Consider the following 24,800-nt stretch of genomic DNA (forward strand, 5'->3'; position numbering starts at 1 on the left):
CGTGGGCGCGATCGTGGAAGCCCGGGCGGCGACCCACTGCCCGTACTGCGCACTGCAGTGCGGGCAGTGGGTGGACCGCTCCGGGCGGGTGGACGCCCGCGAGTTCCCCGCGAACCGGGGCGGGCTGTGCCAGAAGGGCTGGACGTCCGGGTCGCTGCTCGCGCACCCGGAACGCCTGACGACGCCGCTGCTGCGGGCGTCGCGGGACGCCGAGCTCACGCCCGTCGGATGGGACACCGCACTCGCCCACGTGGCGCAGCGGCTGGCCGCGGTGCGCGCCGAGCACGGGCCCGACGCCGTGGCCGTGTTCGGCGCGGGCGGTCTGACCAACGAGAAGGCCTACCTGCTCGGCAAGTTCGCGCGGGTGGCGCTCGGGACCTCCCAGATCGACTACAACGGCCGGTTCTGCATGTCCTCGGCTGCGGCCGCGGGGAACCGGGCCTTCGGGATCGACCGCGGGCTGCCGTTCCCGGTCACCGACCTCGACGACGCCGACGTCGTGGTGCTGGCCGGGGCGAACGTCGCGGAGACGATGCCGCCGCTGATGGGTCACCTCGGCGGCGCCCGGCTGGTCGTGATCGACCCGCGGCGGACGCCCACGGCCGAGCGGGCGATCGCCTCCGGTGGTCTGCACCTGCAGCCCGTTCCCGGCACCGACCTGGTGCTGGCGCTCGGGATGCTGCACGCCGCGGTCGTGGACGGGCACCTCGACGCCGACTACCTCGCCGAGCGCACCACCGGCTTCGACGACGCCTGGCGCGTCGCGGCGCAGTGGTGGCCGGAGCGGGCCGAACGGGTCTGCGGCGTGCCCGCCACGGACATGCGCACCGTCGTCACCTGGCTGGCCGAGGCGTCCCGGCGGTACGTGCTCACCGCGCGCGGCGCCGAGCAGCACGCCCACGGCGTCGACACCGTCAGCTCCTGGATCAACCTGGCACTCGCGCTGGGGCTGCCCGGCCGTCCCGGATCCGGCTTCGGGACGATCACCGGCCAGGGCAACGGGCAGGGCGGGCGCGAGCACGGGCAGAAGTCCGACCAGCTCCCCGGCTACCGGCCGATCACCGATCCCGCCGCCCGCGAGCACGTCGCGGGCGTGTGGGGCGTGGACCCGGACGCGCTCCCCGGGCCGGGGCGCAGCGCCACCGAGCTGCTCGCCGCGCTGGGCCGCCCCGACGGGCCGAAGGCACTGCTGGTCTTCGGTTCCAACGTGCTGGTCTCCGCGCCGAACGCCACCGCCGTGGCCGAGCGGCTGGCCGCGCTCGACCTCCTCGTCGTGGCCGACGTCCTCCCCGGCGAGACGGCGATGGCCGCCGACGTCGTCCTGCCCGTCGCCCAGTGGGCCGAGGAGGAGGGCACGATGACCAACCTCGAGGGCCGGGTGCTGCGGCGCAGGCGGGCGCTCGACCCGCCGTCCGGGGTGCGCACCGACCTCGAGGTGATTGCCGGGCTCGCCGCCGAGCTCGGGGTGGGCGGGTTCCCGGCCGAACCCGAGAAGGTCTTCGAGGAGCTGCGTGCGGCCTCGGCGGGCGGTCTCGCCGACTACGCCGGGATCAGCTACGACCGGCTCGACGCGGGTGAGGCGCTGCACTGGCCGTGCCCGGCCGAGGAGCACCCCGGCACGCCGCGGCTGTTCACCGAGCGGTTCGCGCACGCGGACGGCCGGGCGCGGCTGGTCCCGGTCGACCACACGCCGGCCGCCGAGTTGCCCGACGTCGAGTACCCGCTGCGCGCCACCACCGGCCGCGTGCTCGTGCACTACCAGTCCGGGGCGCAGACGCGGCGGGTCACCGAGCTGGCCGGGGTCGTGCCCGAGGCGTTCGTCGAGGTGCACCCCGACACCGCCGCGCGGGCCGGGCTCGCCGACGGCGACCTCGCGCGGGTCGTCTCCCGGCGCGGGACGGCGCAGGCGCGCGTCCGCTGCGTGGCGAGCCTGCGTCCGGACACGGTGTTCCTGCCGTTCCACTTCGGCGGCGACCAGGCCGCCAACAACCTCACCAACCCCGCGCTGGACCCGATCAGCCGGATGCCGGAGTTCAAGGTGGCCGCGGTACGGCTGGAGCGGCCGTAGCCCGAGGCGGCAGCACGAGCGGCGCGTTCGTCGGGACCTTCCGGTGAACGCGCCGTTCGTCGTACCCGGGGCGAGGTGCGCGCGCCCGTGATCGTCGTGAGAGTGCGGTTCCTGTCGTCGTGGCAGCGCGGATGCGCATCTCGCAGCGATCATGGTGCGCGAGTGTGCGGTTTCTGTCGTGCCGGCAGCGCAAATGCTCATCTCGCGGTGATCGTCGGGCTCGGTCGCTTCGGGGCGGGCACTGCGGGCCGCGGGCCGGTGATCGTCGTGAGAGTGCTGTTGCTGTCGTCGTGGCAGCGCGGATGCGCATCTCGCAGCGATCATGGTGCGCGAGTGTGCGGTTTCTGTCGTGCCGGCAGCGCAACGTATCTCGCCGCGACCTTGCAGGCGGTGGCTACCGCCGCCGGTCCCGGTCGCGGCGCTCACGGCTGTCGCCCACCGCTGTGCGAGCGCCGTTACCTACCCGTCACAGCGAGCCCCACGGCTGTAACTGCGGCTACCTACCGTCATCGCCGTGAGCAGGCGAGTGGTCGTGGTGGGGCACGGGATGGTGGGTGCCCGGTTCGTGGAGGAGGTGCGGCGCCGGGACCAGGGCGGCAGGCGGGTGCGCCTGACCGTCCTCGGGGCCGAGCCGCGTCCGGCCTACAACCGGGTGCTGCTGTCCACCGTCCTCGCGGGCGGGCTGTCGGCGCGGGCGGTGGAGCTGCACCCGAGCGGGTGGGCGGCGCGGCAGCGGGTGGACCTGCGCACGGGTGTCACCGTCAGCGCCGTCGATCGGGCGGAGCGGGTGGTGCACTGCTCGGACGGTTCCGTCGAACGCTACGACGAGCTGGTGCTCGCGACCGGGAGCCGGTCGTGGCTGCCGCCGCTGGACGGCATCGACGACGAGCGGGTGGTGGGGTTCCGCGACCTCGCCGACTGCGAGCGGATCCTCGCCCTCGCCCGCCCCGGCGCGCGGTTCGCCGTGCTCGGCGGCGGCCTGCTGGGCTGTGAGGCGGCGCGCGGGCTCGCCGCCCGTGGCGTCCGCGTCACGGTCGTGCACCCGGCCACGCACCTGATGGAACGCCAGCTCGATCGGGGCGCGGGCGACGTGCTGGCGGGGACGTTGGAGCGGCTCGGGATCGATGTCCGGCTCGAGACCCAGGGCATGGCGTGGGAGCCGGAGAAGGGCCTCCGCTGTGGCGACGGCAGCCTGGTCGACGCCGACGCGCTCGTCGTGGCCGCAGGTGTCCGCGCCGAGACCGGCCTCGCCGCCGCCGCGGGCATCGCGGTCGACCGCGGGGTGCTCGTCGACGACCGGCTGGCCACCTCCGACGGCCGGGTGCACGCGATCGGCGACTGCGCCCAGCACGGCGGCACCGCCCCCGGCCTGGTCCAGCCCGGCTGGGAGCAGGCAACCGTCCTCGCCGACCTGATCACCGGCAGCGACCCGGCCGCCCGCTACGGCGGCACTCCCGTCGTCACCCGCCTCAAGGCCCGCGACGTCGACCTCGCGACGGTCGGCGACCCGGCGGTCCTCACTGGCGCCGACGCCGAGGTGCTGCGCTTCGCCGACCCCGTCGGCGGGCGCTACGCCGCCCTCGCGCTGCAGGGCGACCGCGTCGTCGGGGGCACGATGATCGGACTGCCGGACGCCGCCGCGTCCGTGATCCAGTTCTACGACACGGGTCAGCCCGCGCCCGCCGACCGGCTCGGGTTGCTGCTGGGCCGCGCGCTGCCCGGCGCCCCCGAGACGGCCGATCCCGGGCGCCTGCCCGCGTCGGCCGTCGTGTGCCGCTGCAACACGGTCACGAAGGGTGCGCTCGTCACGGCGTGGCGCGCCGGTGCCACCGACGTCGCCGCCCTGGGCCGCGCCACCCGTGCCGGCACCGGCTGCGGCGGCTGCGGCGATGCGGTGCGCGGCATCTGCTCCTGGCTGGCCGAGTCCGATCCCCCGTCGTTGTCCCCCGTCCCGGAGGAGGGAGCCGCATGAAGGAGCTCGTCGTCATCGGCAACGGAATGGTCGGGCACCGGCTCGTCCAGGCGGTGCGGGACCGCGACACCGCGGGGGACTGGCGGATCACCGTCCTCGGCGAGGAGTCCCGCTCGGCCTACGACCGCGTGGCGCTCTCGTCCTACGTGGACGGCAGGAGCGCCGAGGAGCTGACGCTGCCGGCCACCCCGGACCCGCTGGTGGAGCTGCACCTGGGCGACCCGGCAGTCGCGCTCGACCGCGACACCCGGACCGTGCGCACGGCGTCGGGTCGGGAGCTGTCCTACGACGCGCTGGTGCTCGCGACCGGCTCGGTGCCGTTCGTGCCGCCGGTGCCCGGGCGTGACCTGCCGGGCTGCTTCGTCTACCGCACCCTCGACGACCTCGACGCGATCATGGCGGCCGCCGAGCGGGCCGTCGCGGCGCCCCGGGCGGGCCGTCGCTCGGCGGTGGTGGTCGGCGGTGGGCTGCTCGGGCTGGAGGCGGCGCGGGCGCTGCGGCTGCTCGGCCTCTCCCCGCAGGTCGTGGAGATCGCGCCGCGCCTGATGCCGGTGCAGGTCGACGAGGGCGGCGGAGCGCTGCTGCGGCGGCTCGTGGAGTCCGAGGACCTCGCGGTGCGCTGCGGGGTGTCGGTCACCGGGATCGCCGAGGACCGGGGTCGCTTGATCGCGAGCCTCTCGGACGGGCTCGAGCTCGACGCCGACCTCGTCGTGTTCTCCGCGGGCATCCGCCCCGCCGACGCGCTCGCCCGCGCGGCCGGGTTCCCGGTGGGGGAGCGCGGCGGGGTGCTGGTGGACGATCGCTGCCGCACCGCCGACGAGAACATCTGGGCGATCGGCGAGGTCGCCGCGCTGGAGGGACGCACGTACGGGCTGGTCGCGCCCGGCTACGCGATGGCCGAGGTCGTCGCCGACCGGCTGCTCGGCGGTGCCGCCACGATGACGCCCGCCGAGCTGGACATGTCCACCCAGCTCAAGATGCTCGGCGTCGACGTCGCGAGCTTCGGCGACGCGCTCGCGACCACGCCGGGCGCGCTCGAGGTCGTGGTCAACGACCCGGTCGCGGGCACCTACGCCAAGCTCGTGGTGAGCGACGACGCGCAGACGCTGCTGGGTGGCGTGCTCGTCGGCGACGCGTCGAAGTACGCGGTGCTGCGCCCGCTCGTCGGCTCGGCGCTTCCGGCCGACCCGGTCGCGATGATCGCTCCCGGTGCCGTCGAGCTCGGGGCCGACGCGCTGCCCGACTCCGCCCAGATCTGTTCCTGCAACGCGGTGACGAAGGGCGACCTGCGCGAGGCCATCTGCGGCGGCGCCCACGACGTCCCGGCGCTCAAGGCCTGCACCCGGGCCGGGACGAGCTGCGGGTCGTGCGTCCCGATGCTCAAGAACCTGCTGGTGGCCGACGGCGTCGAGGTCTCCAAGGCGCTGTGCGAGCACTTCGCGTTCTCGCGCGCCGAGCTGTTCGAGATCGTCGCGGGCACCGGGATCCGGACGTTCTCGGAGCTCATCGCCGAGCACGGCACGGGCCGCGGCTGCGACATCTGCAAGCCTGCCGTCGCGTCGATCCTGGCGTCGCAAGGCAGTATCGACGGGCATGGGGGCCACGTCCTCGCGGGCGAGCAGGCGGCGCTGCAGGACACCAACGACGCGTTCCTGGCCAACATGCAGCGCAACGGCACCTACTCCGTGGTGCCGCGGATCCCCGGCGGGGAGATCACGCCGGACGGGCTGATCGTCATCGGCGAGGTGGCGCGCGACTTCGGGCTCTACACGAAGATCACCGGTGGGCAGCGGATCGACCTGTTCGGCGCTCGCGTCGAGCAGCTGCCCCAGATCTGGCGCCGGCTGGTCGACGCGGGGTTCGAGTCGGGGCACGCGTACGGCAAGGCGCTGCGGACCGTGAAGTCGTGCGTGGGCACCACCTGGTGCCGGTACGGCGTGCAGGACTCGGTGGGCCTGGCCGTCGAGCTGGAGCTGCGCTACCGCGGGCTGCGGGCCCCGCACAAGATCAAGTCCGGGGTCTCGGGGTGTGCGCGCGAGTGCGCCGAGGCCCGCTCGAAGGACTTCGGGATTCTCGCGACGGAGAACGGTTGGAACCTCTACGTCGGCGGCAACGGCGGGTTCACCCCGCGCCACGCCGAGCTGCTCGCGTCCGACCTCGACACCGCCACCCTGATCAGGGTCATCGACCGGTTCCTCATGTTCTACATCCGCACCGCCGACCGCCTGCAGCGCACCGCGGCCTGGATCGAGGCCATGGACGGCGGGCTCGACCACCTGCGCGCGGTGATCATCGACGACTCCCTCGGGATCTGCGCCGACCTGGAGGCCGCCATGGAGAAGCACGTGGAGTCCTACGCCGACGAATGGCGCGGCGTGCTGGAGGACCCGGCCAAGCTCGAGCGGTTCGTCTCCTTCGTCAACGCGCCCGGGACGCCGGACCCGACGATCGCGTTCGTGACGGAGCGGGGCCAGTCGGTGCCGCCGCCGCGCGGGCCGGTGTCGCTCGGCGTGCCCGGGGTGGTGGCCCGATGACGCGAACGGCACTTTCGCACGAACCCAGCGGACGAACGGGCCGTTCGCGCGAACGCGACCTGCGCTGGGAGACCGTGTGCCGCTACGAGCGGCTGCAGCCGGAGCGCGGTGTCGCGGCACTGCTGGGGGAGGTGCAGATCGCGCTGTTCCGCACGCACGACGGCGCCGTGCACGCCGTCGGCAACGTCGACCCGTTCTCCGGGGCCGCCGTGCTCTCCCGCGGCATCGTCGGCGACCGGGCGGGAGTGCCGATCGTCGCCTCTCCCGTCTACAAGCAGGCGTTCAGCCTGCTCACCGGGCAGTGCCAGGACGACCCGGCGGTCGCCGTGCCGGTGTACCCGGTCCGGTTGGCGGACGGATGGCTGCAGATCGGACTACCGTGACCGCCGTGGTGAGCACCCATCCCGCCCCCGCGACGGTGCCCCCGCTGGCCGGCTTCACCGTCGGGATCACCGCCGCCCGGCGGGCCGACGAGCTCGCCACCATGCTGGAACGGCGCGGCGCCGCCGTGCTGCAGGGCGCCGCGCTGCGGATCGTCCCGCTGGCCGACGACGCGGAACTCGCCGACGCCACCCGCGGGCTCATCGCGCATCCCCCGGACGTCACCGTGGCCACCACCGGCATCGGGTTCCGCGGCTGGGTGGAGGCCGCCGACGGGTGGGGCCTGGGCGAGGACCTGATCGCCGCGCTCGGGCGGGGCAGGCTGATCGCGCGCGGGCCCAAGGCGCGCGGCGCCATCCGGGCGTCCGGGCTCGTCGACGCCTGGTCGCCCGCGTCCGAGTCGTCGGCCGAGGTGCTGGACCACCTGCTGGTGACGGGTGTCGGCGGGCTGCGCATCGCGGTCCAGCTGCACGGCGAGCCGCTGCCCGACGTCGTCGAGGCGCTCACGGTCGCGGGCGCCGAGGTGGTCGAGGTGCCGGTGTACCGGTGGCTGCCACCGGTCGACATCGGGCCCCTGGACCGGCTCACCGACGCCGCCCTCGCCGGCGCCGTCGACGTGCTCGCGTTCACCAGCGCCCCGGCCGCGGTGAGCCTGCTCGCCCGGGCCGCCGAGCGCGGCCTGCGGGACGACCTGCTCGCGGCCCTGCGCGGACCGGTGCTGGCGCTGTGCGTCGGCCCGGTCACCGCGGCTCCGCTGGAGGCCGTGGACGTGCCGACCGTGCAGCCGCAGCGCTCCCGGCTGGGCGCGATGGTCCGGCACCTGGAGGCCGAGCTGCCGGCCAGGGCGCGGCGGCTGCCGGTGGCCGGGCACCGGCTGGAGCTGCGCGGGCACGCCGCGCTCGTGGACGGCGAGCTGCGGTCGGTGCCCCCGGCCGGGATGGCCCTGCTGCGGGCGCTGGCCCGGCGACCCGGCCGGGTCGTCGCGCGCGGGGACCTGCTGCGGGCGCTGCCCGGCGGCAGCGGTGACGAGCACGCCGTCGAGACCGCGATGGCCCGCCTGCGCACCGCGCTGGGCGAGCCGAGGCTCGTGCAGACCGTGGTCAAGCGCGGGTACCGGCTCGCCCTCGACCCACCCGGCCACTGCGGGGACGCCGATGAGTGACCCCGCCGCCGCGCCGGCGCTGCTCCTCGTCGCGCACGGCACGCGGGACCCGGCGGGTGCGACCGTGACGGAGCAGGTGGCCGAGCAGGCCCGGCGCGCCCTGCCCGGCGTGCGCGTCGCCGCGTGCTACACCGACGTGCGCCGCCCGACCCCGGCCGACGCCCTCGCCGACCTGCCGGGGCCGTGCGTGGCCGTGCCGATGTTCCTCGCAGCCGGCTACCACGTCCGGGTGGACGTCCCGGAGCAGCTGACCGCCACCGGCCGCCGCGACGTGCTCCTCGCCGGGACATTCGGCCCCGACCCGGCACTGGTCGCCGCCGCCACCGACCGGCTCGCCGCGGCGGGCGCCCGTGCGGACGACGCCGTGGTGCTCGCCGTCGCGGGGTCGAGCGACCCGCACGCGCAGGCCGACGGGGCCCGCGCGGCCCGGCGGCTCGGGCGCCGGCTGGGCCGGCCGGTCGCCCTCGCGACGATCGCGACCGGCGGTCCCCGCGTCGCCGACGCGGTGGCCCGGCTCCGTGCCGACGGCGACCGCCGCGTGGCGGTGGCGTCCTGGCTGCTCGCGCCGGGGCTGTTCCAGCGACAGCTCGACGCGTGCGGGGCGGACGTGGTGGCGGCGCCGCTGGCCGATCACCCCGCGGTGCTCGACCTGGTACTCGACCGCTACCGCGCGGCGGACCGCGTCGCGGCGCGCTCGGCGTAGGGGGCGCGCTCGGCCTGACCGGCGCCCGGACGCCAGTAAGGTGGCAATACTGTCACCGGACGGCAGTATCGCCACCTTGCTGGCACTCGGGCGACGGCGGTGGGCGGCCTCAGCGGCGGCGTTCCCTCGGCAGCCGGCCGTCCACCATCAGCACGCCCTCGGCCCGCAGCCGCGCGGACTGCTCCGTCGCCAGGTGCGGCGCGCACGTCCCGTCGGCGCGCAACACCCGGTGCCACGGCAGGTCGTGCCCGTCCTCGGAGAGGATGCGCCCCACCAGCCGGGCCGAGCGCAGCCCGGCGCGCGCGGCCACCTCGCCGTAGCTGGCCGTCTCGCCCGGGGGGATCGCGAGCACCACGGCCCGCACCCGCTCGATGGTCGCGTCGTCCACGGCGGTCAGGCCGTCAGGAACGCGCGCATCTGCTCCGCCACGTCGGCGGTGCGCTCCAGGAACAGCATGTGGCCGGCGTCGATCTCGGCGACGGTGAGGTCGTCGCCCAGCTCGGCGCGGCAGGCGGCGACCCAGTCCGGGTGCACGTAGTTGGCCTTGCCCGCCGGCAGCAGCAGGGTGCGCGTGCCCGCGGGCGGGGTGACGGCGGGGCGCGCCATCTCGCTCCACGCCACGATGGCCGCCGACCGGCAGTAGCGGTAGCGCCAGCGGTCGCCGTCGGTGACGAGGTGGTCGGCGAGCTCGGCCTCGACCAGCGCGTCGGCGACACCCTCCCAGCGCCGTGCCCGGTCGGCGTGGGCCGCGCCCAGGTCCGGGTAGGACTCGTCGGCGCGGGTCTCCTCGGCCGTCTCCAGCATCTCCTGGGCGTCCATGCCGATCGCGGGGTCGAGCAGCACCAGCCGCTCGACGCGCTCCGGCGCGGTGCGGGCCAGGTGCACGGCGATCGCACCGCCGTAGGAGTGCCCGGCCAGCCGGACGCGGTCGAGCCCGAGGTGGTCGAGCGCGCCGAGCACGTCGGACACGTGCTGCTCGATGTGCCACGGCGGCGTCCACGGCGAGCGGCCGTGCCCGCGCAGGTCGACGGTGACGAACCGGAACTCCGGCAGCGCGTCGGCGAGCACCCGCCAGCGCGCGCCGTGCCCGGTGACGCCGTGCAGGGCGAGCACGGGCACCCCGTCCTCGGGCCCGAACGTGTGGACGTGGAGCAGCGCGTCGGTCACGCCGCCGATCGTGCCATCGCGGGTCCGCCCGGAGCCACACCGCGTACGGGCGGTGCCCGGAACTGTCGGTGGCCGTGGTTGCATCGCCGCATGTCCCGCTCCCTCCGTCAGCCGCCGGGCCGCGCCGCCCTCGCACCCGGCCTGGTGCGCACGCAGCGCGCCGTCGCACCGGAGCTGGTGTGGGACGACGCCGCCCGGCGCGTGCTCGCGCACGACGCGGGCCCGCTGCGTGTGATCGGCGGCCCGGGCACCGGCAAGACCACGCTGTTGCTGGCCACCGTGGCCGCGCGGATCCGGGCGGGCGAGGATCCGTCGCGCACGCTGGTGCTCGTCGGGAGCAGGCGGGCGGCGGCGGAGCTGCGTGAGCGGCTGGCCGACCTCGTGCACGGTGCCGAACAGGAGGCACCGGCGACGCCCCGCACGGCGCGCGAACCGCTGGTCCGCACCGTGCACTCCTACGCCTTCGGGGTGCTGCGCCTGCACGCGGCGCGCAACGACGACCCGCCGCCGCGGCTGCTCGCGAGCGCCGAGCAGGACGCCGTGGTGCGCGACCTGCTGGCGGGCGAGCTGTACGGGGAGGCGCCCGACTCGGGCTGGCCGCAGCGGGTGCGCCCGGCAATCGGGCTGCCCGGCTTCGCCGCCGAGCTGCGCGAGCTGCTGTTGCGGGCGGCCGAGCGGGGCCTGGGCCCCGACGAGCTCGTCGAGCTGGGCCGGCGCCACGACGTGCCCGAGTGGACGGCGGCGGGCCGGTTCTTCCGCACCTACGAGCACGTCATCCTGCTCCGCGGTGCCGCGGGCCGTGGGGCGCCGCAGGCCACCGCGCCCGCTCTCGACGCCGCGGAGCTGGTGGCCGCGTCCCTCGACGCGCTCGCGGCCGATCCCGAGCTGCTCGCCGCCGAGCGTGAGCGGGTGCGCCACCTCGTCGTCGACGACGCCCAGGACCTCGATCCCCAGCAGATGGAGCTGGTCCGGGCCCTCGGCGCCACCGCGTCCACCGTGCTGCTCGCCGGCGACCCCGACCAGGCCGTGCTGAACTTCCGCGGGGCCGACCCGGCCGGGCTGCGGGCGCTCGAGGCCCCCACCGTCGTGCTCACCACCGACCACCGCAGCGCCCCGGCCGTGCGGGCGGCGGCGACCCGGGTGGTGGCCCGCCTGCCCGGCTCCGGCGAGGGGCGCGAGCGCGTTCCGCCCCCGGGCGCGGCCGACGGCCCGGAGGGCAGTGTCCAGGTGCGCGTGTTCGGTTCCGCGGCGCAGGAGGCCGGATGGGTGGCCGACCAGCTGCGCCGGGCCAACCTCACCGAGGGTGTCCCCTGGTCGCGCATGGCGGTGCTCGCCCGGTCCACCCGCCTCTCGCTGCCCACGCTCCGGCGGGCGCTGCTCGCGGCGGGCGTCCCCATCGCCGCCCCTCCCGACGAGCTTCCGCTGGCCCGGCAGCCCGCCGTCGTCCCGCTGCTCATGGTGCTGCGCTACGCCACACGTCCCCACGAGCTCGATTCCGACGCGGCCACCGCGCTGCTCACCTCGCCGCTGGGCTCGGCCGACCCGATGCGCCTGCGCAGGCTGCGGCGGGGCCTGCTGCGGCTGCACGCCGCGCACGGCGGGTGGGCCGCCGCCCCGGAGCACGGTGGGGAGCAGGGGTCGGAGCCCGTCCGGCCCGCCGACGCCGAACGGGCCGGCAGCGCCCCCCTGCTGGTCGAGGCACTGCGGGAGGCGGCGGGTGGGCGACCCGACCCGCTGGCGGCGCTGCCGCCGGGCGACACGGCGCCGTTGCGCCGGGTCGGCACACTGCTGGCCGTCGCGGGCCACGCCGCGCGCGACGGGGAGAGCGCCGAGGAGGTGCTGTGGCGGGTCTGGGAGGCCTGCGGGCTGGGGCCGCGCCTCCGCGACGCGAGCGCGCGCGGGGGCCCCGTCGGCGCCGCGGCCGACCGGGATCTCGACGCCGTGCTGGCGCTCTTCGACGCCGCGGCCCGGTACGCCGACCGGCTCCCGGGCGCGAGCGTCGCGAGCTTCACCGAGTACCTCGCCGACCAGCAGCTGCCCGGCGACTCGCTGGCGCCGCGCGCCCCGCAGGGCGAGGCGGTCACCCTGCTCACCGCGCACGCGGCCCGCGGGCGGGAGTGGGACGTCGTCGCCGTGCCCGGCGTGCAGGAGGGCAGCTGGCCCGACCTGCGGCTGCGCGGCAGCCTGCTCGGCAACGAGCGGCTCGTCGACCTCGTCGCAGGAGTGGCCGAGCCGCGCGGGGCCACGGTCTCGCGGGTGGCCCCGCTGCTCGCCGAGGAGCGCAGGCTGTTCTACGTGGCGTGCACGCGGGCGCGCCACACCCTGCTCGTCAGCGCGGTGCAGGGCGAGGACGAGCAGCCGTCCCGGTTCCTCGACGAGCTCGACCCCGTGCCGGCGGGGCAGACCGACCGTCCCGTGCACCGCCCGGGCCGCTCGCTCGTGCTGGCCGAGCTCGTCGGTGAGCTGCGCCGGGCCGTCTGCGCACCCGACGAGCCGGGGGCCGGGAGCCCCGGGCGCGAGGCGCGCAGGCGGCGGGCCGCCGTGCAGCTGGCCCGGCTGGCCGAGGCCGGGGTCCCGGGCGCGCAGCCCGACGACTGGTACGGCCTGGCGCCGGTCTCCACCACCGCGCCGCTCCGCACACCTGGTGAGGTCGTCCCGGTGTCGCCCTCGGACGTCGAGAAGATCGTCCGGTGCCCGCTGCGGTGGGTGCTGGAACGGCACGGCGGTGGTGAGGCGGGGGCGCTGGCCGCGGTCACGGGCTCGCTGGTGCACGCGCTCGTGCAGGCCAAGGCCGCGGGTGCCGACGGGGCCGAGCTGGAGGGGGCGTTGCACTCGGCGTGGTCCCGGCTCGACGCCGGCGCGCCGTGGTTCGGCCGGCGCGAGCTGTCGCGGGTGCGCGGAATGCTCGCGGCCTTCGACGGGTGGCTGCGCTCGAGCCGGGCCGAGGGGCTGCGGCTGGTCGCCGTCGAACAGCCGGTGCAGCTCGACCTCGCGGGCGACGAGCCCGATGCCCCCGACGAGCAGGGTTCCGCCGGGGGAGGCCCGTGGCTGCGGCTTCGCGGCCGGGTCGACCGGCTGGAGGTCGACGCGGAGGGGCGCCCGGTCGTCGTCGACGTCAAGACCGGCAAGACGGCGGTGAGCGGGCGGGCGGCGGCCGAGCACCCGCAGCTGGCCGTCTACCAGCTCGCGGCCGCGCTCGGGGCGTTCGGAAAGCTCCTGGAGCCCGGCGCGCGTCCCGGCGGGGCCCGCCTGGTGTATCTCGCCGACCAGAAGGTGGGCGGGCAGGCGAAGGAACCCGCACAGCCGCCCCTCGACGACGACGACCTGGCCCACTGGGAGGGCGTGGTGCGCCGGTGCGGGGAGGAGACCTCCGGGGCCGAGTTCGTCGCCAGGGTCGGATCCGACTGCGACCGCTGCCCCGTGCGCACCAGCTGCCCGCTCAGCGAGTCCGGCCGCCCCGTCCCGGAGCCGTAGGCCGAAGGGGTGACGCGGGGCGAGAGATCCGGGTCAGCGCCCTGCGCCCGACACGCAGGGGGTGGGGCGGTTTGCCGCAATCGGGTGGCCCGGTACGGTCGGCGCCACGCCGGCGCTCCCCGAGCTCCCCCACCGGCGGGCACGCTAGGAGGCGCAATGTCGCGATTCTCGACCCGGGTGCGTTCGTCTGCCGTCTGTGCTGCCATCGGTCTGCTGCTCGCGGGCTGTGCCGGCGCTCCGGGCTCGAGCTCGGCCGCCCCCGACCCGGCACCCAATCTGTTCGAGGCGTTGCCGCCGCCGTCCAGCGCGACCGCCGAGACGACCTCGGCGGCGCCCGGCCCGGCGGCGGCGCCCACCACGTCGCAGCGCAGCAGGCCCACCGCCACTTCCGCGCCGCGGCCACGCGAGGCGGCCGAGCCGGCGCCGGTGCCGGTGGCGGCCGCTGCCCCGCTGGAGGAGCCACCGCCGCCCGTCGACCCGCAGTGGCGTCCGGTCGGCGGCGACGAGTTCAACGCACCCGCCCTCGACACCGCGGCGTGGAACCTCTACGACAGCGTCGGCGGGTTCGGCACGGGCTACCGCAAGCCCGAGGCGATCAGTCAGTCCGACGGCACGCTGAAGATCACCGCCAAGGGCGACGTGTCGGGCGGGATGGGCCACGAGTTCGGTCAGCTGTACGGGCGGTGGGAGTTCCGCGCCCGCACCGACGCCGGCCGCGGCTTCGGCTCGGCGATCCTGCTGTGGCCCGACTCGGAGCAGTGGCCCGAGGACGGAGAGCTCGACATCATGGAGGTGCCGGGCGAGAACCGCGACCTCGCGCACTTCGTGGTGCACTGGGGTGCGGAGAACCACGTGCACGGCACCGCGGTGCCCGGCGACTACACCCAGTGGCACACGTTCGCGGTCGAGTGGCTGCCCGACCGGATCACCTGGTACGTTGACGGCGCCAAGCAGTACGAGAACACCGACAAGGTCGCCATCCCCACCACGCCGATGCACCTGACGATCCAGCTGGACCAGGGGCCGAAGGCGAACTGGATCGAGGCGCGCGACGAGACCACCCCGGAAGAGGTCCGGCTCGAGGTGGACTGGGTGCGCATCTACGCCCAGCAGTGACCTCCGGCGCCGATCGGATCTTGTCGGACCCGTGAGGTAGAACGGGCGGCGTGGAGCTCACCCCCGGCGCCCTCGCCACCGCGCTCGGCCTCCCGCCGCCCACGGCGGAGCAGGCCGCGGTGATCTCCGCGCCCGCCCGGCCCGCCCTGGTCGTCGCCGGGGCGGGGGCGGGCAAGACCGAGACGATGGCCGCGCGCGTCGTCTGGCTCGTCGCCACCGGGCAGGCGCTGCCCGAGCAGGTGCTCGGTCTGACGTTCACCCGCAAGGCCGCGCAGCAGCTGGGCGCGCGTGTGCGTTCCCGGCTGCGCCGCCTCGCCGGGTCCCGCCTGCTCGACGAGCTCGACCCGAGCGGCCAGCGCCGGGCCGAGGTGCTGGCGGGCGAGCCCACCATCTCCACCTATCACGCCTACGCGGGCCGGCTGGTGGGGGAGCACGCGCTGCGGCTGCCTGCCGAGCCCGCGTCACGGCTGCTCGGGGGCACGGCGTCGTGGCAGCTCGCGCACCGGGTCGTCACGAGCTGGGCCGACGACCTCGAGATCGATCTCGTGCCCGCCACCGTCACCGAGCGGCTGCTCGCACTGGCCGGCGAGCTCGGCGAGCACCTCGTCGAGCCCGAGGCGGTCCGCAGGCACGCCGAGGAGCTCGTGGCGGTGCTGGCGAACGCCGTGCCCGGCAAGCGGCAGCGCGCCGAGCCGTCGCAGACCTATAAGAAATGGGTCGACGGGCAGCGGCAGCGCATCGCACTCCTTCCCCTCGTCGAGGCCTTCGCCGCGCGCAAGCGGGCCGAACGCGCCGTCGACTTCGCCGACCAGCTCACGATCGCCGCCGGGGTGGCGGCCGCGCACCCGGAGGTCGGGGCCACCGAACGGGCCACCTATCGGGCCGTGCTGCTCGACGAGTACCAGGACACCGGCCACTCGCAGCGGGTGCTGCTGCGGGCGCTGTTCGGCACGCCGCCGGGAGAGCCGGTCCGGGTCGACGGCCCGGCCGTCACAGCCGTGGGCGACCCGTGCCAGTCGATCTACGGGTGGCGCGGCGCCAGTGCGGGCAACCTCACGCGGTTCCGCACCGACTTCCCGACACCCGACGGCAGCCCGGCCGAGGAGTACGGCCTCCTCACCAGCTTCCGCAACCCGCCCGAGGTGCTCGCGCTGGCCAACACGGTGTCCGCGCCGCTGCGCGCGGCCCCCGGGGCGGTGGGGGTCGGCGAGCTGACGGCGGGGCCGGGCACGCAGGCCGGCGACGTCCGCGTCGCGCTGCTGCCGGACATCGCCGCCGAGATCGCCTGGATGGCCGACGCCATCGCGGAGCAGTGGCAGACGGCCGGGGACGAGCCGCCCACGTCGGCCGTTCTGGTGCGGCGGCGCGCCGACATGGATGCGATCGCCACCGCGCTGCGGGCCCGCGGGCTGCCGGTGGAGGTCGTCGGCCTCGGCGGGCTGCTCGACACCCCTGAGGTGCGCGACCTGGTGAGCGCACTGCGGCTCGTGGCCGACCCGCTCGCCGGCCCGGCCGCCGTCCGGCTGCTCATCGGAGCGCGGTGGCGGCTGGGCGTCGCCGATCTCGCAGCACTGTGGCAGCGGGCGCGCGAGCTCGTCCCGGCGCAACCGTCCCGCCCCGGCCCGCTCTCGCCGGCCGAGCTGGCGCTGGGGGCGCTGCCCGGGGAGCAGGCCGAGCAGGCCGGGCTCGTCGATGCGCTGGACGACCCCGGTCCCGCCGAGCGGTACTCGGCCGAGGGACACGAGCGGATCGTGCGGCTGGCCCGGGAGCTCGCCTGGCTGCGGTCCCGCGCGTCGGCGCCGCTCACCGACCTCGTGGCCGATGCCGAGCGGGTGCTGCTCCTGGACGCCGAGAGCGTCGCCCGGCCCGGCCCGATCGGCCGTGCGCACCTCGACGCGTTCGCCGACGTCGTGGCCGAGTTCGCCACCGGGGCCGAGGTGGCCACGCTGCCCGCGCTGCTCGACTACCTGGAGACCGCGGAGAAGGCCGAGGACGGCCTCACCCCCGGCGAGGTCGAGGTCGCGCCCGACCGGGTGCAGGTGCTCACGGTGCACGCTGCCAAGGGGCTGGAGTGGGAGGTCGTCGCCGTCCCGCACCTGGTCAACCAGGTGTTCCCCGGCCGGAAGATCAGCGGCACCTGGCTGACGAGCGCGGCCGAGCTGCCCGTCGCGCTGCGGGGCGACGCCGTCGACCTACCGGCGCTGCGCCTGCCGCCGGGGGGCGACCGCAAGCAGCTCGAGGACGCCCTGAAGGAGCACTCGGACGCGCTGGACGAGCGGCGGCTCACCGAGGAACGCCGGCTGTTCTACGTGGCGCTCACCCGCGCCGAGCGGATGCTGCTCGTATCCGGGCACCGGTGGGGTGCCGCGGGCGAGCGGCCGCGGCAGCCCTCGGAGTTCCTCGTGGAGATCGCCGCGGTCCGCCGGCCCGAGCAGTGGGCCGACGAGCCCGAGGCCGACGCGGTGAACCCCGCCACCGTCGATCTACCCACGGCGGCCTGGCCGGTCGATCCGCTGGGGGCCCGCTCGGCCCCGGTGCACCGCGGCGCCGAACTGGTGCGGTCGGCGCTGCGGGGGGAGCTCGACGCGGTGCGGGCCGCGCGCGCCGACGCCGCCGAACCCGGGTCCCAGCTGAAGCTGCTGGGAGCGACCGATGAGCCGTCATTCGGCGAGCCCCTGCCCGAGGAACCCCTGCCCGAGGAAGCGCTGCCCGAGGAAGCGCTGCCCGACGAACCGCCGCCCGAGGAACCCGAGGACGAGGACCCGGACCCGGAGGGCTGGGCCGCCGACGTCGATGTCCTGCTGGCCGAGCGGGCCGCGGCGCGCGCCCGGCCCACCGTGGCGCTGCCGCGGCAGCTGTCGGTGAGCCAGCTCGTGGAGCTCGCGGCCGATCCGGCCGCGCTGGCCGCCCGGCTGCGCCGTCCGGTGCCGCTACCGCCGAACCCGCACGCCCGCCGGGGCACGGCCTTCCACGCGTGGCTCGAGCAGCGGTTCGGGGCGGCGCAGCTGCTCGACCTCGACGAGCTGCCGGGCGCCGCCGACGAGGACGCCGCATCCGACGACGCGCTCACCGAGCTGCAGGACGCGTTCCTCGCCTCGGCGTGGGCCGACCGGCGGCCCGTCGACGTCGAGGTGCCGTTCGAGACCGTCGTGGCGGGCGTGGGCGTGCGCGGCCGGATGGACGCCGTGTTCGCCGACCCCGACGGCGACTGGACGGTGGTCGACTGGAAGACCGGTGCTCTGCCCGAGGAGTCCCGGATACCGGCGCTCGCCGTACAGCTCGCGGCGTACCGCCTGGCCTGGGCGGCGCTGGCCGGGTGCGAGCCGGAGCGGGTGCGGGCCGCGTTCCACTACGTGCGGCCCAACGTCACGCTGCGGCCCGCCGACCTGCTCGACGCGGCCGGGCTGCGCGACCTGCTGACCTCGGTGCCGGCGGCGAGCTGAGCGACACCGCCGGGTGGTTCAGAGGAACTCGGCGAGCTTGCTGATCGTGTTCCAGTTCCGCGCGGTCACGGCCACGCCGAGGTGCTTCTCGACGAACTCGCCCACCGGCGGGGCCTGGAGCACGCCGTCCGGGCACCACTGATAGATCACGCGGGAGCCGAGGCGCGCGTTCTGCGGGTCCAGGGCGATCGGGTCGTGGGCGGCGAGCAGCGCGGGGTCCAGCGGTGCGGCGAGCACGTTCGCCAGCATCCGCGAGCCGTTCGACGCGATCTCGGGGAGCGGGTGGCCGTCCACGATCGCGCGCAACTCGTCGGCGGTGAGGACGACACAGCGGACGTCTAGCCCGAGCCGGTCGAGGAGCCCGGTCGCGATGCGGGCGGCGTGCTCGGCGGGGTCCGCCTCGGCACCGGTGAACACGGCGTTGCCGCTGTTGAGGTGCGTGCGGACGTCGGAGTACCCGAGGTCGCCGAGCAGCGCGCGCAGGTCTGCCATCGCGATGCGCTTGGCGCGCCCGACGTTGATCCCGCGGAGCAGAGCGACGTAGCGGGGCACGCGGGCAGCCTACGCCCGGCGACGCGCCCGTCCGTCCCATTCGGGTCAGCGTCTACTCGTGGGTAGGGTGCCTGCCATGACCGCGCGGATCGTGCTGTTCGGGGCCACTGGATACACCGGCGGCCGTACCGCCGAGGCGATGGTGGGACGTGGGTTGCGACCGGTGCTCGCCGGGCGCAGCCCCGAGCGGCTTTCCGCGCTCGCCGAGCGGCTCGGTGGCCTGGAGACCGCGCGCGCCGACGTGGGCGACGCCGCCTCCGTGGCGGAGCTGGTCGGGCGTGGGGACGTGCTCGTCAGCACCGTCGGGCCGTTCCTGCGCCTGGGGCGGCCCGCCGTCACCGCGGCGATCGAGTCGGGGGCGGTCTACCTCGACTCCACGGGCGAGCCACCGTTCATCCGGCAGGTGTTCGAGCAGTACGGCCCGGCTGCGGAGCGCGCGGGAGCGGCACTGCTCACCGCGTTCGGCAACGACTACGTCCCCGGGGTGCTCGCGGGTGCACTGGCCCTGCGGTCGGCGGGCCCCGACGCCGTCCGGGTGGATGTGGGGTACTTCCTCAGCGGCGGCGGGAAGGGGCAGCCGTTCTCGCGGGGCACGTTCGACTCGCTGCTCGGGGTGGCGACCGAGCAGGGGTACGCATGGCGGGACGGCGAGCTGCGGATCGAGCCGGCCGGGGCCAGGCTGCGCTCGTTCGACGTGGCCGGGAAGCCGCGGCAGGGCGTCACGATCGGCGCGGTCGAGCAGTTCGCGCTCCCGCGGATCGCGCCGGGGTTGCGGACGGTGGACGTCTACCTGGGGTGGTTCGGCAAGGCGTCGCAGGCCGTGCACACGGGGTCCCGGCTCACGCCGTGGCTGTCCCGGGTGCCGGGCGCGGGCCGGGTCGTCGGGGCCGTGGGCGGGCTGGCGGCGCGGCGTACGTCGGCCGCCCCGTCGTCGTCGGTGCTCGGGGCGATGACCTCGCACTTCGTCGCCGAGGCCTTCGACGCCACGGGCACGCTGCTGGCGCGCACCCGGCTGACCGCGCCCGAGCCGTACGCGATCACCGCGGACCTCCTGGCGTGGGGTGCCGGGCGCGCGGCCGAGCACGGCGTGCGCGGCAGCGGCGCGCTGGACCCGGTGGCCGCGTTCGGGCTCGACGAGCTGTCCGCGGGCGCCGCCGAGGCCGGCATCGTGGAGACGGCCTGACCGTCACCCGGACCGGCGGGGCAGGGGGTCGTCCGGGGTGATCACCGGCTCGGTGAACCAGCGGTCGTCGGCGAAGGCGTCGGTGTCGTCGACGAGGTAGGCGGGGCGGCGGTGTTCCCGCTCGCTGCCCCCGGCTGCGCCGCCCATCCCGACGGGTGGGAAGTAGCCGTGCCCGAGGCCGGTGCGTGGCGTGCCTCCCGAACGCGCCGGCTCGCCCGACGCCGCGGTCGAGGTCGCCGGTCGCTCGGCGGGGGAGCCGGATGCGGGCGGGCGGAGCTCCGGCGAGGGGCGTGGAGCACCTCCGGCCGAGCCGGGAACGGCCGGCCCGCCGGCGCCGCCGCGGCCGCGCTCGGGCGGCGGCGTTCGGGAGTCGACGACGGCGGGCGCCGAGCGCCAGCCGGGCGTGGCCGAGCCGGGCTGGGGGACCGCGGGGACGACGGGCCGGAAGGGTGCGCCCGCCGGACCGGCCGAGCCGCCCTGCTGCCGGCCCGTCCCTGGTGCGGCCGACGATCCCGGTGCCCGCCCTGTTCCACCGCCGCTCGCTGTGAGGCCGCCGGGCACGGCCGCGACAGGCGTGCCGCTGCCCGTACCGATGCCGCTGCCGCCGTTCCCGGTGGGGACCGGTGCCCCGCGGCCGGGTGCGGCAGCGGGCCCCGGTCCCGTGGGGCCAACACCTGCGGCGCCGAACCCGCCGGGCGCGGCGGGAACGACGGGTGGAGCCGCGCCGGGCGCGCTGCCGGCGGCCGGGGAAGCGGGGGAAGCAGGGGGAGGCGGGGTGGCGAGGGACGCGCCGGGACCGGCGGCGCCGGGTGTGGCGACGCTTCCGGGCAGGTGGCCCGCGCCGCCGATTTCCGCCGGACCCCGACCGCCGGCGTCCCATCCGGGCGAGGACCCGACGCCCTCCCCGCCGGCGGGGGCCGCTGCGACGTCGACGGTGACCGCCAGCGGCCGGCCCATCGGGTACATGTGGGGCTTGTTCTGCGCGGAGCCGCTGCCGTAGTTCTCCATCGCGTCGACGGCCTGCTGGGCCAGCCGGTCGCGTTCGGCGTCGGCCGCCGCCCAGTCCGGATCGAGCGCAGCTCCGTCCTTGGGCGACAGTCCCGGCGACTCCTCCGGGACAGAATTCTGCGGAGGCGGCGGCACGCTGTTGCGCATGGTGGCGACGAGCTCCGCCTGGCGTTCGAGGGCCTGCGCCGTTCGCGCCGCGTGCCGCACCGCCTGCGTGGCCCAGTCGCCGAGCGGGGTGAGACCGGACCGCGTGGAGTCCGCCGCCGCACCTTCCCAGCTCCCCGCGAGCCGGGCGGTCGCGGCAGCGAGGTTCGTGTCGATCTCCCGGAGCCGGCGCTCGACGTCGAGCCAGAGCGTCTGCGCGTCGACGGAGGCGAGATGGCCCGGACCGGCGGTGACGAGTTGGTGGATCTCCTGGTGGCTGAAGCCCTTCCACCGGATGTCGCTCACAGCCGCCCCCACTGATCGGCCACGACGTCCTGGGTGTACACGTAGTCGTCCTCCATACGTTTGAGGGAATCGACGACCTTGATCAGCTCCTGCTCGTACAGGCGAAGTGCCTCGTAGGCCGAGTACGCGCCGTCCATGACCTCGTGGTTGTAGTGCTCCGTCATGGCGATGCTGATGTCGTCGGCGGCCCAAGGCTCCGGCAACCGCCCCCTGTTCCGGGCGTCCATCAGCAGGGGGCGGAAGTCCTGGAGCGCCCTTTCGTAGGCAGCACGGAGGATGGGAAGTGCGTGCGCCTCGATCCGGAGGGTGAGACTGGGTCGGTCGGACACGCGTGCCTCCGCTCGCCAGGCCGGGATTGTGTTCCCGACGCTACCGAGCGAAACGGGCGCGTACCCGGTTCCGCCGGAAACGCTTTGCGATCGTGAATGGTCAGATCAGCGGGAGAGCAGAGTGGTGAGGACCTGCTCTGCCACCTCGACGGCGTCGCGGCAGAGCTGGTCCTGCGGAATCGGGGGCAACCTACCTCCGTCGGCGAACTGCACGTCGAGGAACTGGCCATCGGCGACGTCGACGTCCACCGAGCAGAAGTCGGGGTTCTTGGGTCGAGCGAGGATTGCCGGGAACCCTGCGATGGTGATGGGGGTGATCTCGTCAGTGAGAGCGTCAGAGTTGGTGAGTACCTCGATGCCGTTGCCAGTGGCCAAGGCCAATCCGACGGCGACTGCCCGGGGCTCGAATCCGCTGATCGAGCAGGCCGGGCCGGCGAACCCGGGTGCGGTGCTCCTGTAGGGGACGGGATCGCCGTCCAGACCGAGCGATGCCCGCTGATCCGGGGTCAGCAGCGCGCACGGGTCGACGCCGTCGAGGGGGAGTTCGTGTGGCCGGGGCGGCAGGGCGAGCCCGGTCGGTTCGGGGGCGGGGGCGGGTTCGGCGCGTCCGGGGGTCTCTGCCGAACATGCCGCGAGCAGGGCCGCGGTGGCGATCAGCAGGAGGACACGGCGCACTGGACCGACGCTAGCGCAGCGCGGCGGTGCAGCGGTGGTCGTTCACAGGTGCTTCCACTGGTCGGCGACGGCCTGCTCGGTGTTGCGGTAGTCGTCTTCCATGCGCTTGAGGGTGTCGACGATGGTGAGTAGCTCCTGCTCGTAGGCACGCAGGGCGGCGTAGGTGGAGTGGGGGCCGTCCATGACCTCGCGGTTGTAGTGCTCCGTCATGGCGATGCTGATGTCATCGGCGGCCCATGGCTCCGGCAGCCGACCTCGTCGCCGAATGGTCGCCAGGAGATCTATCAGATCGACAGCTGCACGTTCGTAAGCGGCCCGGAGAGCGGGTAGGGCGTGAGGTTCGGTTCGGAGGGTGAGTGTTGCGTGGTACACCATGCCTCCATAGATCGAGAGGAACCTGTCCGAGGTTACTGACTGCGGGAGGCCGAGGCGCCGCTGAAGGCAAAACGCTTTGCAATCGCGAACTTCAACCAATTCCCAGTGTGGTGACGGCCTGTTCAGCGACTTCGATGGCGCCGCGGCACAACTCGTCCTGGGCGATCGGGGGTGTGCGGCCGCCGTCTGCGAACTGCACATCGATGAACTGACCCTCGGCGGTGTCGATGTCCACGGAGCAGAAGTCGGCGCTCGCAGGACGGGCGAGGAGCGCGGGGAAACCCGCAACGGTGATGGGCGTGATGTCGTCGGTCGTCGCGCCGGGACCGGTGAGCACGCCGATCCCACTGCCGGTCACGAGCGCGATGTTGATCGCCACAGCCCGGGGTTGGTAGCCGCGGATGGAACAGGCCGGGCCGACGAAACCGGGAGCAGTGCTTCTCGAACGTGAGGAATCGTCTGTCAACCCGAGGGTCTCCCGTTGCGTCGGTGTGAGCAGTGCGCACGGGTCGACGTCGTCGAGCGGGAGTTCGCGCGGCCGGGGCGGCAGCACGAGTCCCGTCGGTTCGGCGGCCGTGGGGGCGGGGGCGGGTTCGGCGCTTCCCGGCGTCCCCGCCGAGCAGGCCGTGAGCAGGACCGCGGCGGCGATCAGCGGCAGGGCGCGGCGCACCCGGCCGACGCTAGCGCAGTCGGGCCGGCTCCGAAGCGGATCGGTACACGCGCAGTGCCCACAGGATGAGCGGGATCTGCAGGGGGAGCCGGGCGTAGGCGATCAGCCGCTGCCGGGGCGGGCGTCGGACCAGTCGACGGCCATCTTGATGTTCGCGGGGAACACGGCGGCGAACAACGCCGTCGCCGCCAGTGCGCCGTGTCTCCGGGTGCGCGGTGCGGCGACCGCGGCGGCGACGCCCAGCTCCGCGACGTCGGACGCGAGCGTGCAGAACCGCGCCGAGCCGGGGAGCTGCTCCGGAACGATCTCGTCGAACGGACGGGGGACGGCGAAGTGCAGCGCGCCCATCCCTGCGAGCATCGTCGCCAGCGTTTCCGCTGCGCCGGGCCGTCGTCTCGTCATCGGGCGATCATCGCAGACCGCCCGGTCGCCGCGACCTGGCCGACAGGATGCGGTTACCCTCCGCGCGTGATGACCGATCGGCGGCGGCCGTTGGCCGACCCATCGCTGGTGGGGCTCATCCGGATGCCCGCCAGCGGGGCGAGCCCGGCGGTTGCGCTGCTGCGGCGGCTGTTCATCGCGTTCGGGGCGCTCGCGGTCGCCGCGTTCGTCGTGTTCCTCGGCCGCGAGGGCTACGTCGACAACAACAGCGACACACCGATCTCGCTCGGCGACGCCTTCTACTACGCCACGGTGTCGCTGTCGACCACCGGTTACGGCGACATCGTCCCGGTCACGGCCCAGGCGCGCCTGATCACGACGGTCGTGATCACGCCGCTGCGGTTGCTGTTCCTCATCGTCCTGGTCGGGACCACGGTCGAGCTGCTCACCGAGCGCTCCCGGCAGGCAGTGCGCATCGAACGCTGGAGGTCCCGCGTGCGCGACCACACCATCGTCGTCGGCTACGGCACCAAGGGCCGGGCCGCCGTCGAGACACTGCTCGGCGACGGGGCCGATCCCACCGACATCGTCGTCGTCGACACGGACCGCACCCAGCTCGACGCCGCGTCCGCGCTCGGGCTGGTGACGGTCACCGGCAACGCCACCCGTTCCAGCGTGCTGCGGATCGCCGGGTTGCAGAAGGCCGCGGCGATCGTGATCGCCCTGAACCGCGACGACACGGCCGTGCTGGTCACGCTCACCGCGCGCGAGCTCGCGGCGGACGTCCGGATCGTCGCGTCGGTGCGGGAGTCGGAGAACGTGCACCTGCTGCGGCAGTCCGGCGCCAACTCGGTGATCGTCTCGGCGGAGACGGCGGGCCGCCTGCTCGGGATGGCGACCACCACGCCGAGTGTGGTCGAGGTCGTCGAGGACCTCCTGACGCCCGACGCGGGATTCGCGATCAGTGAGCGGCCGGTGGACGATTCGGAGATCGGCGGGTCGCCGCGGCACCTGTCCGATATCGTGCTCGGCGTGGTGCGCGGCGACGACCTCTACCGCGTGGACGCCTCCGCCGTCGACGCCCTGGAGCACGGCGACCGGCTGCTCTACGTCCGCAAGGCGAGCCCGCCCGACGAGGACTGACGCCGTCGGGGTGA

General features: G+C 75.4%; 21 protein-coding genes. 11 read left to right on the plus strand and 10 right to left on the minus strand.

The features are described from left to right. The first annotated feature begins 1 nt into the window (after position 1). From KME75_RS02880 to KME75_RS02905, 6 genes are all read left to right on the plus strand, one after another. Positions 2–2,068, plus strand: a complete 2,067-nt coding sequence (locus tag KME75_RS02880) for a molybdopterin oxidoreductase family protein (protein ID WP_308282513.1) — start codon at positions 2–4, stop codon at positions 2,066–2,068. 514 nt (positions 2,069–2,582) lie between these two features. Further along, positions 2,583–4,040: an FAD-dependent oxidoreductase gene (locus KME75_RS02885; protein WP_219412936.1), complete on the plus strand. Its 1,458-nt coding sequence runs from the start codon at positions 2,583–2,585 to the stop codon at positions 4,038–4,040. Further along, positions 4,037–6,574, plus strand: a complete 2,538-nt coding sequence (gene nirB / locus KME75_RS02890) for a nitrite reductase large subunit NirB (RefSeq protein ID WP_219412937.1) — start codon at positions 4,037–4,039, stop codon at positions 6,572–6,574. Before KME75_RS02885 ends, nirB begins: the two co-directional genes overlap by 4 nt. Continuing rightward, complete coding sequence (gene nirD / locus KME75_RS02895; RefSeq protein ID WP_219412938.1) at positions 6,571–6,957, plus strand: nitrite reductase small subunit NirD; 387 nt, start codon at positions 6,571–6,573, stop codon at positions 6,955–6,957. Before nirB ends, nirD begins: the two co-directional genes overlap by 4 nt. Positions 6,958–6,962: 5 nt before the next feature. After that, the gene (locus tag KME75_RS02900; RefSeq protein ID WP_308282514.1) at positions 6,963–8,117 is read left to right on the plus strand and encodes a uroporphyrinogen-III synthase; all 1,155 of its coding nucleotides are present in this window, start codon (positions 6,963–6,965) and stop codon (positions 8,115–8,117) included. Further along, positions 8,110–8,820, plus strand: coding sequence for a sirohydrochlorin chelatase (locus KME75_RS02905; protein ID WP_219412940.1), 711 nt, complete (start codon positions 8,110–8,112; stop codon positions 8,818–8,820). The genes KME75_RS02900 and KME75_RS02905 overlap by 8 nt, the downstream gene beginning before the upstream one ends. Positions 8,821–8,929: 109 nt before the next feature. On the opposite strand, the gene KME75_RS02910 is transcribed toward KME75_RS02905, so the two are convergent. Beyond that, positions 8,930–9,208 (minus strand): MGMT family protein, encoded by a 279-nt coding sequence (locus KME75_RS02910; protein ID WP_219412941.1) that lies wholly within the window; start codon positions 9,206–9,208, stop codon positions 8,930–8,932. Positions 9,209–9,213: 5 nt separating this feature from the next. After that, entirely contained in the window at positions 9,214–9,987 is a 774-nt protein-coding gene (locus KME75_RS02915) for an alpha/beta fold hydrolase (RefSeq protein ID WP_308282515.1), read from the minus strand. A 90-nt stretch (positions 9,988–10,077) separates the two neighbouring features. Between KME75_RS02915 and KME75_RS02920 the strand changes: the two genes are divergently transcribed. From KME75_RS02920 to KME75_RS02930, 3 genes are all read left to right on the plus strand, one after another. After that, on the plus strand, positions 10,078–13,461 hold the full coding sequence (locus KME75_RS02920; protein WP_219412943.1) for an ATP-dependent helicase: 3,384 nt from the start codon (positions 10,078–10,080) through the stop codon (positions 13,459–13,461). Between the two features lie 156 nt (positions 13,462–13,617). Beyond that, entirely contained in the window at positions 13,618–14,577 is a 960-nt protein-coding gene (locus KME75_RS02925; protein ID WP_219412944.1) for a glycoside hydrolase family 16 protein, read from the plus strand. Between the two features lie 50 nt (positions 14,578–14,627). Beyond that, positions 14,628–18,020: an ATP-dependent helicase gene (locus tag KME75_RS02930; RefSeq protein WP_219412945.1), complete on the plus strand. Its 3,393-nt coding sequence runs from the start codon at positions 14,628–14,630 to the stop codon at positions 18,018–18,020. Positions 18,021–18,038: 18 nt separating this feature from the next. Here the strand turns inward: KME75_RS02930 and KME75_RS02935 are convergent, their stop codons facing one another. Further along, positions 18,039–18,572 (minus strand): DUF1697 domain-containing protein, encoded by a 534-nt coding sequence (locus KME75_RS02935; RefSeq protein WP_219412946.1) that lies wholly within the window; start codon positions 18,570–18,572, stop codon positions 18,039–18,041. A gap of 76 nt (positions 18,573–18,648) precedes the next feature. Here KME75_RS02935 and KME75_RS02940 point away from each other — a divergent pair, with 76 nt between their 5' ends. Further along, on the plus strand, positions 18,649–19,755 hold the full coding sequence (locus KME75_RS02940) for a saccharopine dehydrogenase family protein (RefSeq protein WP_219412947.1): 1,107 nt from the start codon (positions 18,649–18,651) through the stop codon (positions 19,753–19,755). Between the two features lie 3 nt (positions 19,756–19,758). Here KME75_RS02940 and KME75_RS02945 read toward each other — a convergent pair whose 3' ends face one another. From KME75_RS02945 to KME75_RS02970, 7 genes are all read right to left on the minus strand, one after another. Then, a complete protein-coding gene (locus KME75_RS02945; protein ID WP_219412948.1) occupies positions 19,759–21,213 on the minus strand; it encodes a PPE domain-containing protein in 1,455 nt (484 codons plus the stop codon). Then, a complete protein-coding gene (locus KME75_RS45570; RefSeq protein WP_219412949.1) occupies positions 21,210–21,542 on the minus strand; it encodes a hypothetical protein in 333 nt (110 codons plus the stop codon). The genes KME75_RS02945 and KME75_RS45570 overlap by 4 nt, the downstream gene beginning before the upstream one ends. A gap of 105 nt (positions 21,543–21,647) precedes the next feature. Further along, positions 21,648–22,217: a DUF3558 domain-containing protein gene (locus KME75_RS02955; RefSeq protein ID WP_219412950.1), complete on the minus strand. Its 570-nt coding sequence runs from the start codon at positions 22,215–22,217 to the stop codon at positions 21,648–21,650. Between the two features lie 42 nt (positions 22,218–22,259). After that, positions 22,260–22,427, minus strand: coding sequence for a hypothetical protein (locus KME75_RS02960; RefSeq protein ID WP_219412951.1), 168 nt, complete (start codon positions 22,425–22,427; stop codon positions 22,260–22,262). Positions 22,428–22,683: 256 nt separating this feature from the next. Beyond that, positions 22,684–23,262 (minus strand): DUF3558 domain-containing protein, encoded by a 579-nt coding sequence (locus tag KME75_RS02965; RefSeq protein ID WP_219412952.1) that lies wholly within the window; start codon positions 23,260–23,262, stop codon positions 22,684–22,686. Positions 23,263–23,272: 10 nt separating this feature from the next. Then, positions 23,273–23,395: a DoxX-related protein gene (locus KME75_RS47570; protein WP_504739496.1), complete on the minus strand. Its 123-nt coding sequence runs from the start codon at positions 23,393–23,395 to the stop codon at positions 23,273–23,275. Further along, the gene (locus tag KME75_RS02970) at positions 23,365–23,664 is read right to left on the minus strand and encodes a DoxX family protein (RefSeq protein ID WP_372452550.1); all 300 of its coding nucleotides are present in this window, start codon (positions 23,662–23,664) and stop codon (positions 23,365–23,367) included. The genes KME75_RS47570 and KME75_RS02970 overlap by 31 nt, the downstream gene beginning before the upstream one ends. A gap of 69 nt (positions 23,665–23,733) precedes the next feature. On the opposite strand from KME75_RS02970, the gene KME75_RS02975 reads away from it, so the two are divergent. Then, on the plus strand, positions 23,734–24,786 hold the full coding sequence (locus tag KME75_RS02975) for a potassium channel family protein (RefSeq protein WP_219412990.1): 1,053 nt from the start codon (positions 23,734–23,736) through the stop codon (positions 24,784–24,786). The last annotated feature ends 14 nt before the right edge of the window (positions 24,787–24,800 follow it).

Source organism: Pseudonocardia nigra, from assembly GCF_019396355.1.
Taxonomy (GTDB): Bacteria; Actinomycetota; Actinomycetes; order Mycobacteriales; family Pseudonocardiaceae; genus Pseudonocardia; species Pseudonocardia nigra.

Coding starts and splice junctions, on each gene's coding strand:
- KME75_RS02940 (WP_219412947.1), top strand. CDS start 18,649: ATGACCGCGCGGATCGTGCTGTTCGGGGCCACTGGATACACCGGCGGC.
- KME75_RS02925 (WP_219412944.1), top strand. CDS start 13,618: ATGTCGCGATTCTCGACCCGGGTGCGTTCGTCTGCCGTCTGTGCTGCC.
- nirB (WP_219412937.1), top strand. CDS start 4,037: ATGAAGGAGCTCGTCGTCATCGGCAACGGAATGGTCGGGCACCGGCTC.
- KME75_RS02920 (WP_219412943.1), top strand. CDS start 10,078: ATGTCCCGCTCCCTCCGTCAGCCGCCGGGCCGCGCCGCCCTCGCACCC.
- KME75_RS02975 (WP_219412990.1), top strand. CDS start 23,734: ATGACCGATCGGCGGCGGCCGTTGGCCGACCCATCGCTGGTGGGGCTC.
- nirD (WP_219412938.1), top strand. CDS start 6,571: ATGACGCGAACGGCACTTTCGCACGAACCCAGCGGACGAACGGGCCGT.
- KME75_RS02960 (WP_219412951.1), bottom strand. CDS start 22,427: ATGACGGAGCACTACAACCGCGAGGTCATGGACGGCCCCCACTCCACC.
- KME75_RS02970 (WP_372452550.1), bottom strand. CDS start 23,664: ATGACGAGACGACGGCCCGGCGCAGCGGAAACGCTGGCGACGATGCTC.
- KME75_RS02905 (WP_219412940.1), top strand. CDS start 8,110: ATGAGTGACCCCGCCGCCGCGCCGGCGCTGCTCCTCGTCGCGCACGGC.